Annotated in this window: 15 protein-coding genes and 1 tRNA gene; 13 read left to right on the top strand and 3 right to left on the bottom strand. The window is 61.3% G+C overall.

The genetic code is table 11. The annotated features are described in order from the left end of the window. The 5 genes from A9W95_RS02250 to A9W95_RS02230 all read left to right on the top strand — a co-directional run. Nucleotides 1–1,103, top strand: a 1,103-nt coding sequence (locus A9W95_RS02250) for a metallopeptidase TldD-related protein (protein WP_067409022.1), incomplete at its 5' end; no start/stop codon positions are given. 103 nt (nt 1,104–1,206) lie between these two features. Continuing rightward, on the top strand, nt 1,207–1,992 hold the full coding sequence (locus A9W95_RS02245; RefSeq protein WP_371328013.1) for a carboxymuconolactone decarboxylase family protein: 786 nt from the start codon (nt 1,207–1,209) through the stop codon (nt 1,990–1,992). Between the two features lie 9 nt (nt 1,993–2,001). Continuing rightward, a complete protein-coding gene (locus A9W95_RS02240) occupies nt 2,002–2,772 on the top strand; it encodes a hypothetical protein (protein ID WP_172826530.1) in 771 nt (256 codons plus the stop codon). A 10-nt stretch (nt 2,773–2,782) separates the two neighbouring features. Next, nucleotides 2,783–3,313 carry a nitroreductase family deazaflavin-dependent oxidoreductase gene (locus A9W95_RS02235; protein WP_253851532.1) on the top strand — a complete coding sequence of 177 codons (531 nt, stop codon included), beginning with the start codon at nt 2,783–2,785 and terminating at the stop codon, nt 3,311–3,313. Between the two features lie 61 nt (nt 3,314–3,374). Next, nucleotides 3,375–3,451, top strand: a tRNA-Ile gene (locus A9W95_RS02230). 238 nt (nt 3,452–3,689) lie between these two features. Here the strand turns inward: A9W95_RS02230 and A9W95_RS02225 are convergent. Continuing rightward, a complete protein-coding gene (locus tag A9W95_RS02225; RefSeq protein ID WP_067409018.1) occupies nt 3,690–5,096 on the bottom strand; it encodes a hypothetical protein in 1,407 nt (468 codons plus the stop codon). A 234-nt stretch (nt 5,097–5,330) separates the two neighbouring features. On the opposite strand from A9W95_RS02225, the gene A9W95_RS02220 reads away from it, so the two are divergent. Next, the gene (locus A9W95_RS02220) at nt 5,331–5,858 is read left to right on the top strand and encodes a hypothetical protein (RefSeq protein ID WP_156745961.1); all 528 of its coding nucleotides are present in this window, start codon (nt 5,331–5,333) and stop codon (nt 5,856–5,858) included. Between the two features lie 521 nt (nt 5,859–6,379). Here the strand turns inward: A9W95_RS02220 and A9W95_RS02215 are convergent. Further along, a complete protein-coding gene (locus A9W95_RS02215) occupies nt 6,380–7,585 on the bottom strand; it encodes a hypothetical protein (protein WP_067409016.1) in 1,206 nt (401 codons plus the stop codon). Nucleotides 7,586–8,096: 511 nt separating this feature from the next. Between A9W95_RS02215 and A9W95_RS02210 the strand changes: the two genes are divergently transcribed. Next, nucleotides 8,097–8,588, top strand: a complete 492-nt coding sequence (locus A9W95_RS02210; RefSeq protein WP_067409015.1) for a hypothetical protein — start codon at nt 8,097–8,099, stop codon at nt 8,586–8,588. Between the two features lie 45 nt (nt 8,589–8,633). Here the strand turns inward: A9W95_RS02210 and A9W95_RS26655 are convergent, their stop codons facing one another. Further along, nucleotides 8,634–8,804, bottom strand: coding sequence for a hypothetical protein (locus A9W95_RS26655; RefSeq protein WP_156745960.1), 171 nt, complete (start codon nt 8,802–8,804; stop codon nt 8,634–8,636). 564 nt (nt 8,805–9,368) lie between these two features. On the opposite strand from A9W95_RS26655, the gene A9W95_RS02205 reads away from it, so the two are divergent. The 6 genes from A9W95_RS02205 (at nt 9,369) to A9W95_RS26650 (ending at nt 14,826) form a co-directional block, all read left to right on the top strand. Beyond that, a complete protein-coding gene (locus A9W95_RS02205) occupies nt 9,369–9,578 on the top strand; it encodes a hypothetical protein (RefSeq protein ID WP_067409014.1) in 210 nt (69 codons plus the stop codon). Nucleotides 9,579–9,713: 135 nt separating this feature from the next. Beyond that, complete coding sequence (locus A9W95_RS02200) at nt 9,714–10,976, top strand: DUF3631 domain-containing protein (RefSeq protein ID WP_067409013.1); 1,263 nt, start codon at nt 9,714–9,716, stop codon at nt 10,974–10,976. Nucleotides 10,977–11,183: 207 nt separating this feature from the next. Continuing rightward, complete coding sequence (locus A9W95_RS02195) at nt 11,184–12,101, top strand: hypothetical protein (protein ID WP_067409012.1); 918 nt, start codon at nt 11,184–11,186, stop codon at nt 12,099–12,101. Nucleotides 12,102–12,260: 159 nt separating this feature from the next. Continuing rightward, entirely contained in the window at nt 12,261–13,055 is a 795-nt protein-coding gene (locus A9W95_RS02190; RefSeq protein ID WP_371328012.1) for a recombinase family protein, read from the top strand. Then, on the top strand, nt 13,036–14,454 hold the full coding sequence (locus tag A9W95_RS02185) for a site-specific integrase (RefSeq protein ID WP_067409011.1): 1,419 nt from the start codon (nt 13,036–13,038) through the stop codon (nt 14,452–14,454). The genes A9W95_RS02190 and A9W95_RS02185 overlap by 20 nt, the downstream gene beginning before the upstream one ends. 45 nt (nt 14,455–14,499) lie before the next feature. Then, on the top strand, nt 14,500–14,826 hold the full coding sequence (locus A9W95_RS26650) for a P-loop NTPase fold protein (RefSeq protein WP_156745959.1): 327 nt from the start codon (nt 14,500–14,502) through the stop codon (nt 14,824–14,826). The last annotated feature ends 19 nt before the right edge of the window (nt 14,827–14,845 follow it).

The raw sequence follows: 14,845 nt of genomic DNA, 5'->3' as shown, positions 1-14,845 counted from the left end.
CGGCCCGATCTGCGCCGGAGGCCGGTGATTTCGCACCGCTCCTTGGTGATTCGGGTCAGCCCGGGGACTGGGACGCCCCGGTACCCGGCACCGGGGCGGGTGTGTTCGCCGGTATCGCCGGCCCGTTGAGCCGTCAATTCCGCGGCGCCGACCGCGTGTACGGCTATGCGCACCACAGTCTCTCGACGACGTTCTTGGCGTCCTCGACCGGGCTGCGGCGCCGCTACACCCAGCCGACCGGGGCGATCGAAATCAACGTCAAGCGCGGCCAGGCCAGCGCGTGGGCGGGCATCGGCACGCCGGACTTCGTCAACGTGCCGATCGAGGCGTTGTTCGATCAGCTGTCGACCCGGCTGGGCTGGGCGCAGCGCACCGTCGAGCTGCCCGCAGGGCGCTACGAGACGATCATGCCGCCGTCGACGGTGGCCGACATGATGATCTACCTGGGTTGGTCGATGGCCGGCCGAAGCGCTCAAGAGGGCCGCTCGGCGTTTTCGGCGCGCGGCGGTGGGACCAGGGTGGGGGAGCGGCTCACCGATCTGCCGCTGACTTTGTTCAGCGATCCCATGGCTCCGGGGTTGGCCTGCACGCCGTTCGTGGCGGTCAATACCTCCTCGGAGACGCGGTCGGTGTTCGACAACGGCATGGAGATCGGGCAGGTGGACTGGATCCGCGACGGAGTGATCAACGCGCTGGCCTACCCGCGCTCCACCGCGGCCAGGTTCGACGCCCCGGTCGCCGTGGCTGCCGACAACTTGATCATGACGGGCGGGTCGGCGGATCTAGCGGACATGATCGCGTCCACCGAGCGTGGGCTGCTGCTGACCACACTGTGGTACATCCGCGAGGTCGACCCCACCACGCTGCTGCTCACCGGACTGACCCGTGACGGGGTGTACCTGGTGGAAGACGGTGAAGTCACGGCGGCCGTCAACAACTTCCGTTTCAACGAGAGCCCGCTGGACTTGCTGCGCCGCGCCACCGAGGCCGGTGCCAGCGAGAAAACGCTGCCGAGGGAGTGGGGAGACTGGGCCACCCGGGCGGCCATGCCGTCGCTGCGGATCCCGGACTTTCACATGTCATCGGTCAGCCAGGCGCAGTAGCCGATTGCTGTTGGTTACGGCGCGTCCTAGCGTGTGAGAGGTGGCCGCACTTGCCGACGATCAGCTGAGCCGATTGGTCGCGTTGTCACCGGGTGACCCGCGGATGGTGGGACTGGTCCGCCGGGTGTGCGCCGATGCGGTGGGGTTGCCGCCGCTGCCCGCCGAAGTGGCGGTCAGCGAGCCGGCGTCCGAGGCTGAGCAGGCGGTCGCCGAGTTCGCCGAACAGTTCGCTGTCGACGTGTCGATGGTGACCGACGAGCAGCGGTCAAGCTTGTTGAAGCGGCTGGGCGACAAGGCGTTTGGTGTCGTCGTGTCGATGTACATCGCCGACGCCGTACCGCGAGTCCGGACCGGGCTGGAAGCGTTAGGCGTCGGTTCGCAGTATCTGGGCTGGGTCGACCAGCCCGTGGAGTGGGATCACACCACTGATCCGTCGGAGGAGTTGTTCGTCCGGTTCATGCCCGCGGTGGCCCGGCTGCGCTCGCTGGACCCGGTGACGTCGGAGTTGGTGCGGTTGCGCGGCGCGGCCCAGCACAACTGCCGGCTGTGCAAATCGCTGCGTGAGGGCAATGCGCTGGACGCCGGCGGCTCGGAAACGCTGTACGGCGACATCGAACGGTTCGAGGAATCCGACCGGCTCGACCGGCGGGCCAAAGCGGCGTTGCGGTATGTAGATGCGCTAATTTGGAGCCCTGCGCACCTCGTCGTCGACGCTGCCGCCGAGGTGCGCTCCGCTTTCTCCGAGGACGAGGCCGTCGAGTTGACGTTCGACATCATGCGCAATGGAAGCAACAAGATCGCGGTGTCGATGGGCGCCGATGCCCCGCGGGTGGAGTCGGGCACGGAGCGATACCTGATCGACGTCGACGGTCAGACGGTGTTCGGCTGACGAGAAGCCATGGTCCATAAAGCAGGTATCGCCATCGCCGCGGGCGTGCTGGTCGCCGCTGGGATTGCAGGCTGCGGCGGGTCGGGTGGGAAATCGGCCGCGCCCACCATGACGGTTCGCACTAGCAGCGGGACGCAACTGCCACCGATCTACCGGGGTACCACGGTGCCGCCGCTGCCGCCGTCCACGTCGACGTCTGGATCGACTCAACCGACCTTGACGACGTCCGCGTCGGCGTCACCCACTGCGTCCGTGCGGAGCCTGCCCGGGGACGGTGTTTTCCGGATGGGTGCCGACCTGCAAGCCGGTACTTATCAGTCGCAGGGGGATAGTTCTTGCTCGTGGGAGCGGTTGCGAGGGTTTCGGGGGACCTCCACCGACGTGATCGAACACGGCGAAGGGGCCGGGCTGCAGGTGGTGCACATCGCGCCGTCGGACGCGGGGTTCAAATCCCAACACTGCGGGACTTGGACGCTGCAGTCGGCTGGGCTGCCGACGACGGCGCCGGTGGCGCTTCCACCGGGTGCCCAGCCGTGCCCGTCCTCGGGCGGGTCGGCGGGCATCTTCACTCACTCCGCGGTCGGATCATCCGACACGACTTGTCCGTTCGCTGAGCAGGTCCGGGTGGCATACGCGGCTACCGGCCCGGCCGGCTCGGGACCCCGGCAGATCGACGCGGTGAGTCCGGTGACCGGCCAGCACTACGCGATGACATGCGCGCCCGACGGGTCGTTGGTGATGTGCAAAGGCGGCAATGGCGCCGTCGTGTACGTGTATTAGCGGCGCGTCGGTGGGTACTTCTCGTCGCATGTCGCTGCGCAGGGATAGTCCGGCTCGCGGGCGCCGGCTGCGTCTCTACGAGGCGCTCGCCGAACGCATCGCGATGAGCCGGGTGGGTTACCAGCTCGCCACCAACGTCGCGCCAAAGCTCGACAAGCTGCTGATCCCGCGGACCAAAGGCCGGCTGAGCTCCATGGGACTGGACAAGGTGGGCCTGGTCACCTCGACTGGGGCGAAGTCGGGACAGCAGCGCACTCATCCGCTGGCGCTGATCGAAGACTCCGACGGGTTGATTGCGATCGCTTCCAACTACGGGCGTCCCAAGCATCCCGGGTGGAGTGCAAATCTGCTGGCGCATCCCGATTGCACGATCGAATACAAGGGTCCGCCTCGGCGCTACCGCGCTGAGTTGCTTACCGGCCAGGCGCGTGCCGCCGCGTGGGATGCGGCCGTCGATTTCTACGCGGGCTATGAGAGCTACCGCGAGAAGTGCGCGCCGCGGGAAATCCGGGTGTTTCGGCTGCGGCCGGTCGACGAGTGAGGCTCGGGGCGTATCGGGGTTGGTGGTGCTTCCGCGCTAGGGTCGTGGTCGTGCGATGCCGGGGGCGGTAGCTCAGTTGGTTAGAGCCGCGGACTCATAATCCGTTGGTCGTGGGTTCGAGCCCCACCCGCCCCACCAAGTGTTTGTGCAGGTAGATGCGCTGCATACGGGAGCCTGGCGCCAAGTCATGTTGCCGTCAACGAGCACCACGTCCACATCGCGTCCACACCTGATGCCCCGAAGTCTCACCGCCGACCAGCAAGGCCGCAAATCCCAGTTCAGCGCTACTCTCTCGCGGTGAATCTGGGGCTTGCAGCTGCTGCTGGCACGTTGCCGCTGGCAGCCGGATTGCCGCCGCGCTGCTGTCACCGCCCTGTCACGACGCCGCCGCGTCCCCAGAATCACCATTCTCAGGTTCGTTATCGTCCGACTGATAGGTGTCGGCCAGGTACAGCACGCGCGGCTCAAGTTCCATCATCGGCGGTGCCATGAGCCGACGTGTGAAGCCAGGGCCAGTTTGCAGGTAGTACGCGCCTCGCCTGCCCTCAAAACGCTGGACCAGCTCCCGCACTGTCGCAGCGTCCTCGGCTGCATTCGGGTACAGCACTTTGTTTAACTTTTTCTGCAGCGGATCCATCAGCGGCTGTACACGTTTGATCATGTCAAGCACGTTGGGGTCAGAATCCAACTCTTCCAACTCCCGTCGTTTCAGCCAGGGTTTCGTCCGGTTGTCCGTCAGAAATTCGTCCAGCATGAATGCGCGATCCATCGTGACCGTCACTTCGGGCTCGGCTCGCGCCCTCACTGAAAATTTCCACCCAAACGCGTTGATGTCGCCGTGCTGCAGCGCATCCCGCAATGCTTCCAGCCATCGGTAATCGAACGACTCCCTCTTCAGGTCGGCGAACAGCTGCTTAATCTCGTTCACCTGTCCGCGGTCTAACCCCAGCGTTCGCCGCGCACGGCGAACCGTTTGGTACTCATGAATCTGCAGCGCAGCGGTGAACGAGATCAACGCCGAGCGCAATTTGCACTTTCGCTCATCCATCGCCCCAGAGTTCATTAGCGACACACGCTGACCCGGGCTGCGCAACTCACTGAGGACGCCCACCAGCACATCCACCAACCGATCGTTCTCGTAGTCAATGTGTTCCAGCAGATCGCTGTCCTGCATCCGCCTGAATCGGTCGTACGCCTTTACGTACCGAGTGTTCTCTTCCGCGGTGAACGAACACACCTTTGTGAAGATGGGTGCGTCTGATACACGGGGATCACGGTAAAGCAGTATCGCGCCAAACTGATCCGATTCGGCTTCGGCGTCCTGCGCGTCCAGTTCGGCGTTCTTAGTCTCTACGGTGTCTTTGGCCTGCGCGACGGCGGCAACAACCGCCGAAACTCGCTGTTGCACTTCGTCTCCCGAGGGAACGATGCCTGTGGCCAGCCAGCGGCGACCCTCGGACACAACACCGCCCAAGGCCTTTTCAGCCAATTCCTGGGCAGACTCGCGCGTGAAGCGGTCTCGTACGTCGGGAGTATCCGCCCAGTCCATCGCCACGGCGGTCATCACGTCCAGCAGCGCATTCAAGCCTTCCAAAGCAACGACCATGGCCGCGCTTGTCCTCGGCGGAGGATCGATCATGATTGCGCTTTGCCAGGTATCACCGGCGTTCTCACAGAACTCTGCCGGGTCTTCACCGTCGATGTCGTCAAGCGCAGAAGCAAAGCCTTCCAGCCGGCCCACCCAGTCGCGTACTCGCTCTATTTCTTCCTGCTCGTCGTTCATGCCTGTTCCTTCGATTCGTACGCTCACATCGCCTGTGGCTCCCCGCTGGTGGGTAGCCCTATAGATTTGCACAGCGACCAGACAAGTGCACGGCCATTTATTGGGCGTGTCTTAAGCGACCACCCAACCGTCACTGCGGGCACCCTTGCCCAACCACCGCCGCGCGGGAAATCTTCGTTTGCATGGGGCGGCGTTTCACCGAGCGCATCGCACCTCAGCCTTTAGGCTTTGGGGATGTCCGACGTCACGCCAATCGTTGCAATGATTGGCGTGCTCGGCTTCCTGCTGTCGATTTACAACCTTTGGTACGCCCGTCGCGAACCAGTCCGCAAGAACCAGTCGCCGAAGCGATTGAAGTTGAAAGAAACACTCCACTCGCTCGACTTTTACAAGCTGGACAAGGTGCTCGGCACGCTAGATAACACGATTCCCTCCGACCGCATCAAGCACGAACTGCTGGACATCAAGCAGTACCTGCAATTGTCGAAGGACGAGTTCATTGCTCCGACGCCCGATCAGCTCGCAGGCTTTGTCGCCACTATCGATCAGACGCTGAAGGACTGGGATGCTGCTACCGGCACGCCCCAGACTGACGCAATCTTCCGAGCTGATGGCGATAAGGAATCGCGCGAGGTGCTCAAGCGAGACTTCGAACTACTTCGCCGGCGAATCCGATACATCGTCAACGGCATCAATCGCATCGAGAAGAGCGCGATGGGTGAACGTCGACAAAAGCGGGAATTTAGAGCGCTCGTAAGCTGAGGCAAAGTCGAAGGCAAACAGCACTGGACCGCTAGGCGGGATGGAATCACCTAGCGGTCCAGTCAGCGAACCGGCACATGAGTTCGCTGTTGGCGCGCTGCGGCAGGTCAGTTACCGCGCGCAACCGGTTTGTGGGAATTTATATTCGCAGGTCTCGGCTGACCGGCACGTGGGGATCGGGCGAGTGATCCAGCGTCGCTTCGCAACCCTTGTAGCGCCCGCCTTCAGCCGGCGGTCTACCTCTGACCGAAGGCGGCTCAATGCCGTAGCCCCAACCCATTTCACTAGGCTCGGAATCAAGTTCCTCCATATCCAGTGGCAGACGTGGCGCGTAGTCACCGAGGCCGTACGTGCAGGATCCTGTACTACTCATGTGGCGAGCCTTCCTGGATACCAGTTGTTTGGGACTCATCGACATTCGGGGTCCGGGACAGTTCACTTGCCGCCGTAGCGACGGCGATCAGAACGTCAGCGAGGTTATCTGCTAACCACCGAGACGCCAACGGCATTGAGGCCATCGTCTACACGCTGATGATTGTCGGGGCAGTGTAGGCACTGCTGGCAGTGATCTGTGTGACGACTGCCGCTCCCCGGTGACGCGTTCCCACTCCAAAGGTGCGGCTGTAAAACGAGTCTTGCAAGGGATATCCGTTGGCATTGCCGGGGATCTGCCGAAGACCCTGGTAAACCCTGTTTGGATGCTGGCGCACCCCTATTGCGTTGGATGCTGCACCAGGCCCCGCGGTGGCCACGACCGCCATGTAATGCTCTGGGACGAAATTTGATTCGACGATCCACAGCGGTCCGTATTTCCCGACGGTCGGCAGGTTGAACACGGTGCCAGGCGGTTGACTGCCGACCAGCTGGCCGCCTTCGGCGATGATGAACGCAGGTTGGTTAACCGCTTGGATAAAGTCCCACTTCGCCGTTTGGGTGTTCTCGTTCTCGACATTGGCGCGAAAACTCTGGATGATCTCTGACTCGGTCGGGTGAACAAGGCAGACAAGCTCTTCCGCACCGTCCACCAGGCCATAGCCGTGCTCGCGCACGTGTCTAATCGACAACTCCAGGTCACCGCTATCGACGGTTCCGTTTCCGCTCCACAGGTAGTGCGTATGATCGGCGGTGAACGTCTTCCCTAGCACCGGAGGGGGTTTCATGCCATCGGTGCCATTCCAGAGCCCGTAACAGATATTGCCACTGTCGTTCGTTTCTGCCGCAGGTGAAAACAGTCGATTGAGAATCGTGCGCGTGACGGTGGTATTGTCGCCACGCATGGCTTCGTCGAGTACGGCGCGGACCTGGCGGGCATCGGCGTCCCTGAGGAAGCGCCACGTGAATCTTGCCGCTCGATCCCAGTCGACCATGGTGTACCCAAGCAACAGGTATTCACTAGGGGGGCCCATGCTCTCCGGCTCGCCAAATTCACTGGCCCGCTCATACATTGACTCTACCAACGCTTGAGGTACGGCGTCGGCGGTACTGGTGTGCCAGTACGAAAGCAGGTCGACAATCGCGCTGCGGTGTGCGTTCCACTCACCTAGCGCCGACTGCATTTCGAGCCAAATCCTGTTGAGGTCAATATTATCCGCGGTAGCCGTCACGCGGGGCACAATGTCGCCCTCGGTGAAAAATCCGCCCTGGATATCCTCGGCGCCGTACGGCGGCAGACGCAGAAGGGCTTGCAGGTCAGTCGGATTGATTCGCGGGGCAGTGAGTGTGGTCATTGTTGTCTCCGTCCGAGTTCAGTTGGAACCGTGGATGCGAAAACAGGAGCGCTGAAAGGGCCACTCGTGTCTTCGCGACGGCGGCCTAGCTGACTGCGCTAGCTCTCAACTGGGAGAGCCGGCCAGATGCCTGGGGAACTTACAACGGCGCTGCGCCAGATGCCTCTGAGCTTGTTATAGCATGCCGCACAACGTATTTCATGTGAGACGGGGTGGCCATCGGACGCGGCGCGGCGAATAATGACGCTGATAGGCCGCCGATTAACGCCAGGAAACCCCATGTCACTTGCTTCGCCATCGAATACTGACCGTCTGTACACCCGTGACCGAGCCGTAGAGTATTGTCACTCACGCGGACTGGAGAAAGTAACAGCGAACACTATCGTTCGTGCGGCCTACTGTTCGCGGAAACTCAAACGCCCGAGACTAATTGGCGGCACAGCGTATTGGACACGGGCCGACCTCGACCGCTGGATCGCAACAGCATGAGCACCGAACAGGAGAAACTGCAATGAGTCAACTAGATGACACATGGGAACGAATCTACCTGGCCAACAATGCCGCTGGGGTTCAGCCCAACTACACGGTCGCAGAACGCGACCAAATGGAAGCACTTGCCGATGACTTAAATCAAGAACTTGAACGCTTCCCGGTGGTCCACGCCTGGCGCAGCAAGAACGGCTCTCAGCTGCAGTTTTGGTGCCGATTCTGCAACACTCACCACTTTCACGGTCGACACGGTGGCGATTCCGACACAAGAGGACCGCGCGGAGGTTCTGTGCTGCCGCTTCGCCCATGGAAGCGCTATATCAAGAAATTCGCTGACTGCACTTTCCAGTTTGGCCGGGGCTATTGCACGTGTCCTGTTGGCATCGGCGATGGTCACCGGGCACCGCACTGCGGCAACCGTGAAGGCGACTACTACCGGCGCGGCTACATACTGCATGAGGTTGAGCCCAACGACGCCCGAGCCACCCGCAACCCGAAGCGAATCCGCCGCTAGGAGCCGTATTTGTTCGAGAACGCTTAAGTGGGAGTTCCGTTAGCCCTACCCGCCAGCCATGGCGTTCGCGAAATTCTGCAACGCCGCCGAGTAACCAGGGCACCACAGCTCCGTCGAACGAAACATGACCGCGACGGCCTCACTCTTGTTGAAGTCATAGTTGTCGATCAGCTTCTGTCCGGTCTTCTTGACGCTGGCGTAGTTGACGCCACCCATGACACCCCAGGCCCGGCAAACAACGATGTCACCGTACGACCTTGAGAAGAGGTCAACATTGCCTGGCATTGACGGGGACGAATGACTGGGGGACATCGAGGCGCGTTGCGACTTCTGCCTGGGTAAGCCCACCTGACCGCGGTTTCCTCATACCCTCCCCACCTCCAATAGCCAGCAGTCCTAGTTGCATTGCCTGAAGGCTTCACTATTGGTGTCCGCGCTGGGTAGGTGGGCGCTTTCCCCCTGGGGGACCGCTGTTGCGCTGGGCACGAGTGGTGGTGGCGTCGGCACGGAACGCGCGGTTTGGGTGAATACAGACGCCACAACGGCGTACCGCCCGTTTCCGCCTCTAAACCGGCAGCACTTCGGTGCAGGAATGTGCTGAGGTTTCGGTGATTGCAACTGCTCCAATAAACACCTTTGGCATCACAGGCGCTGTAATGCGTTGTAGTGCAATATATTCCGGCGTCACGATGCTGCTTGGCGTGCATTGATCCGCTAAATTCAAGGGTGTCAGAGGTTGTCGGCATTCGGCCGCAACCGGCAGACCATTGGAGAGTAATAATGTCTGCGCCAACAAAGCAGTTCTATGACCGCGCGGAAGTAGTTGCCATTGCGCACGCGCGCGGCCTCAAGCACATCACTGAGAACTCGGTGGTGACTGCTGCCTACAGAGGCCACAAGCCACTAAAGATGACCAAGGTCAACGGTCGTGTCTACTACGCCCACAACGACGTTGAGGCGTGGCTTGCCGGTGATCGGATCAACGACTGAGTCTGATTGGAAGCACTCGATGACGCCGAGAGAGGCGAGAGAAATGAAAGACATTCGTACTTAACGCAATAGTGTGCCCCGCTCCAATCTCGCTGGAAGAGAACGGGGCACACCGAATCGAAGGTAAATGCAATTATGCCAGACACCAACGCCGGTGGCCCCTTAGACAGCGGGGAGTTGATCAATGGCGCAGATTTGCTCGATGAAATCGACGAGTTTCTGGGGCGGTACGTGATCTATCCCAGTGAACACATGCGGCACGCACACACGCTGTGGATCGCGCACACGCATTTCATGGAGTTGTGGGACTCCACACCAAGGATCTACTTCAAGTCACCCGAACCGAGCAGCGGCAAGACACGCGCGCTGGAAGTCAGCGAGCACCTGGTGCTGCGCGGATTCATTGCGCTCAACATGAGTGCCGCCGCGCTCATTCGGAAGCTGGGCGACAAGCCAGAAAGCCGGCCCACACTGCTGGTTGATGAGGTAGACACCATCTTCGGCCCCAAGGCCGCAGACCACGAAGACATTCGCGGCGTGATCAATGCCGGCCACCGCCGCAGCGGAACCTCCTCACGCTGTGTGGTCCAAGGCGCCAACGTCGAAGTAGTGGACTTTCCGGCCTACGGTGCCGTGGGTCTTGCTGGCTTGAATGACCTTCCGGACACCATCATGAGCCGCGCCGTGGTGGTGGCCATGAAGCGCCGCGCAGCTGGGGAGAAGGTCAAGCCCTGGCGCATCCGTGAGGACGAACCCAAAGCCGCCGCTCTTGGTGCCCGCCTGGCGCAGTGGGCCACCCAGGTCAAACAAAACCTGTGGGACGGCAACGGATATGCAGTGGACTGGCCGGACATGCCAGACGGAATCGCCGACCGGATGGCCGACTGCTGGGAAGCCTTGCTGGCTTGCGCACAGTTTGCACACGGCCACTGGCCTCTGACCAGCAAAAATGCGGCACTTGCGGCACTTGCGGACTTGCGAGAAATGGGGGACGCCGCCAGCACCGGCGTGCTCCTGCTGGCCGACCTTTACCGAATCTTTCTCTCCAAGAACGGCAAAGCCCTCATGGAAGAGAACACCAAACCCGCCCTCAAGACCCAGCAGTTGCTGAAAATGCTTGCAAGCATTGACGAATCACCTTGGAAGAGCTACCGCCGTGATGGAACGGCACTCAATTCTCGGGATCTATCACAGCTGCTCAAGCCGTACGGCATCAAGAGCACGAATATCTGGTGGAGCAAGGACAGCAACGGCAAAGGCTACTACCTCAGCACGTTCGAGGATTCCTGGACTCGTTATGTCAAAGAACCCGAACCAGAAGAGCCAACATCCACCGCCAATAACGGACAGCAAAAAGCAGATGAATCAACACTGCAAAGAACACTAGAACGGTTCTAACTGATGAGCTTGAAAGCACCGGGACGCCCTCCCCGCCATCCCAGAGAGCCGCGCAAGATCCGCAAGGGCCGCAAACCTCAGGTCAGGGCATGCGCTTCCTGGCTGCGCTGGCGACAGCTTGCGGGACCAAGCCATCCGGGCACGGCCCACCCGACAGAAACAGACCCAGCGCGGTCTAGCGCAGAACCACAAAAGAGGTTGTAGCTCATGAGTAACGAGGATCGCCCCGAAATCATCGATGTGGAGACCGTCGAGATCCTAGAAGACGATGCATCAAACGCGGCAGGCATGAATCGGGCCGAGACACCGCAGACGCATCTCCCTGTCCGTCTCGAATTTACCGTGCGGCAAGAAGAACCAAAAGGCTATGCCGCCAATCACGATGCAGCACTGGCTAATAACCCAGAACGTCGCTGTGCAGCCCATAAACGCAACGGCGAGCAGTGCCGCAAATTTGCCATACACGGCAGCACCGTCTGCCGCACACATGGTGGTGCTACCCGGCACATTCGGAACAAGGCGCGCATACGGATCGAGAACGCCTCTGATCGACTGGTAAGCAAACTAATCGAATTCGCCTTCGATGACACCAAGCCGCCCGACACGCAGTTGCGGGCTATTCGAGACGCCCTGGACCGAAGCGGTCTCAAGCCACCCGCCGAAGTCGTACTGTCCCAAGCCGAGAGCAAGCCCTTCGAGCAGGTCTTTGACAGCATCGGCGGCACGGGGCCAGACGAATCAATAGACCTCAGTAGCGGTGACGGCGAATCTTTCGACCAGGGCGACTTTTCCTACCCAGACCAACCCTCCAACCCACCGACAGCAGACAACTCCGAAACTGCCACCCCCTGCGCGCGGAAAACCCCCGGATGGCCAGCTGGCGAGTACGGCCGGGATTCTTCGCACGGCGGGCCGCTAGGAATGGCTGATCCCGGCAAGTTCGACCGCGACGGCCAGCCTGGACGCCGGGAATCGGCACGCTCACCGCGCACGCCAGGACCGCCGGAAGTGCACATCACCGGCATGGCGGCAATCAGGATGGCCAACGAGGCAAACAGGGAAGCTGGCGTGTTTGAAGAGCAACGGGCCATCGAATCGCCTCATCGGCGCTATCTGCGGCCATGACATGAGGATGGCCACGATGCAGAGTTGCCCAGGTCAGGCCTTGTAGCCATGGTTGTACCAGTCGGCTAAAACTTAAGGCGTAAGGCGCAACCGGACGGTTACGCCCCACACCAGGAGGGGACACACAACATGCCGACGAAGGCAGGAACACGAGAACCGATGCAGCCGTTGATGTTCGGCTACACACGGGTGAGCACCGACGAGCAGGCGGATAGGCGTAACGGACTAGAGGCGCAACGCCAGACCATCGACAGCGAGACCTCACGGCGCAGCTGGACCGTGGAGCACTTCGCGGACGAAGGCGTATCCGGCAAGACCCTTGGCCCGAAGCTACAGGAAGTGTTGCAGCTGTTGGCTTCTGGCCAGGGTGATGGCCTGGTGGTTGCCAAGCTGGACCGCTTAAGCCGATCAATCGTTAACGCTGCCAACATCATCGAGGCAGCACAGGCGCAAGGGTGGTCGCTTGTGATTCTGGATCTAGGTGTGGACCTGACCACAGCAGCGGGCCGGATGATGGCCATGAACCTGGTCAACTTCGCCCAATACGAACGCGAACTCATCTCGGAGCGTACGAAGGCAGCGCTTGCCGCCAAGAAGCGCAGAGGCGAGCGGGTCGGAAGACCTAGAGCTGCATCGGCTTCCGTGGTGCGGCGAATTGTGCAGGACCGCAACGCCGGCTGTACTTACGACGCTATCGCTTCCGCGCTCACTGCGGAAAAAGTCCTATCCCCGCTAGGCAATCCAGCCTGGCAACCGTCCACCGTGCGCCGCATCTACGCCAGCGCCACCGCTGCTACTTCTGAGGCGGTGTCGGCGTGGACCGCACACGTCGGCAGGACGACGGCCAGGACGACCAGGACCGCCAACAGCCAGAGCCGACCTGCTGGGGTTTCGGGCCGGAACCGACTGACGACGAGGAAGAGGAAGGCGAGTAGTGGCCGCAACGATTCGTAAGCGCGAGACCAGCAAGCGCGATAAGCGGGGCAATCCCGTTGTCTCATATCAGGTCCGGTGGCTAGAGCCCATACGGGATGAGTTTGGCGCTCCCACTGGCAAGTTCCGGCAGACCTCAGAGACGTTCGATACCGAACGCAGGGCAAAGGCGCATCTGCGGAAGGTTGAGAACCAACTGGAGAGCGCCAGAGGCATCGACCCCTCAAGTCAGAAGGCGAAGGCCAATCGGGTAGTAGGGGAGTACGCCCGCGAATATCTGGACAGCCTGGCGGGCCAGGTCGACCCCTCCACCGTCGAAGGCTACGAGAAGCTGTACCGCCGTCACATTGCCGACATGTTCGGCAGCAAGCCCGTCGCAACTATCACCACGGCAGACGTTGCCCGGTTTCGTGCCAGTCTCCTGGCGCCGCATCCGCAGCGGTCATTTGTGACTCGCGGTAAGGCCAGGCGCAAACCCACAACCCCCGGCACCGGCCTAGTCACTCGCAGTCCGAAGACGGTGAAACACATTGTCGGCACCTTGAAGCGCATTCTCGATGTGGCCGTAGACGATCAGGCTCTGCCGAGCAATCCTGTGGTGGCGGGGAGGCGGCATTCCACCAAGCGCCGCGCCACGACGGGCGGCAAGGCACCGTTCAAGCACCGGCCCCTGACAGGCAACGAAGTTGCCGCCATTTCCGACTGGATTGCCACCGAGCGCGGTAACCCCGTGTACGGCCTCGCCGTGGTGTTTGCCGCCTACACCGGCGTGCGGGTAGCCGAGTTGCAGGGTTTGCAGGTCGGTGATGTGGTGCTAGCGGACATCCCCGGCACGGTCGGCAGCGTGCGTATTGAGCGGACGAAGAAGAAGACACGCGTTGCCGTCGAAGGTGAGCACGATGTACCGGCACCGTTGCGGTGGCAGGAAGGCACGCCCAAGAGCGACGCTTCTACCGACCGCGTGATTCCGCTCGCGCCGTGGTTGTCCGATGACCTACGCCAGTATCTGGCAACGGTTCACCCGTTTGCCGGCAAGAAGCGCATCGCGCACGCTCCACTGTTTCCTGGCAAGCGCACTCGTGCCGGTAAGTCGGCGGTGCAAGTCGAGGACTTTGATTGGACCAAGCCGATAGTGGCGGACAACCTGTATCACAACTACTTCCAACCTGCCTGTAAGGCATTGGGTTTGGGCGCGGTGCGGCTGTACGACCTACGGCACACGTTCGCCACGCTGGCCTTGAGCGCAGGCGAGCACTACATGCAGGTGAGCAAGTGGCTCGGGCACTCCAGTTTCGTACTGACGCTAACCACTTACGCGGACTACATCAGGGAAGACGAAACGGCAGCGCCGAACTTCAAGCGGCCCGTTGTCGTCGCATCGCCACATGTTTCGCCCCTGGAACGGCGGCGTAACGCATAGGCTCATCTTGACGTTTGCATCGAAGGACGGAGCATCGTGGTTGGAATGCGCTTCTGGCGTCCAGGTAACAAGGCAGCTGAGGAGAAGGGCACCGATCCGCCAGAAAAGCCGCTTTGGACTGATGATGCGCTCGACTCGGATTCGGCCGACGATCTAGACCGCAAACGATTCGCAGATATGGTCGCGGCTCGCATCAATGCTTGCGTGCCTAGTCAGAACAGCGCGGTGTTCGGCCTCGTTGGCCCATGGGGAAGCGGAAAAACCACCCTGATCAACTTCATCCGGGCAAGGCTGGATGCCGATTGGCAGGTCGCAGTCTTTTCATCATCGCCCGTCAAGAGTGACGCCAGAGTGGACAGAAACTCCAATTGAAGTTCAGTCGCGCTGTTCG

Source organism: Mycobacterium sp. 1423905.2 (assembly GCF_001673155.1).
GTDB lineage: Bacteria > Actinomycetota > Actinomycetes > Mycobacteriales > Mycobacteriaceae > Mycobacterium.
The sequence above is the reverse complement of the archived record's forward strand: the minus strand, read 5'-3'. Positions and strand labels throughout refer to the sequence as shown.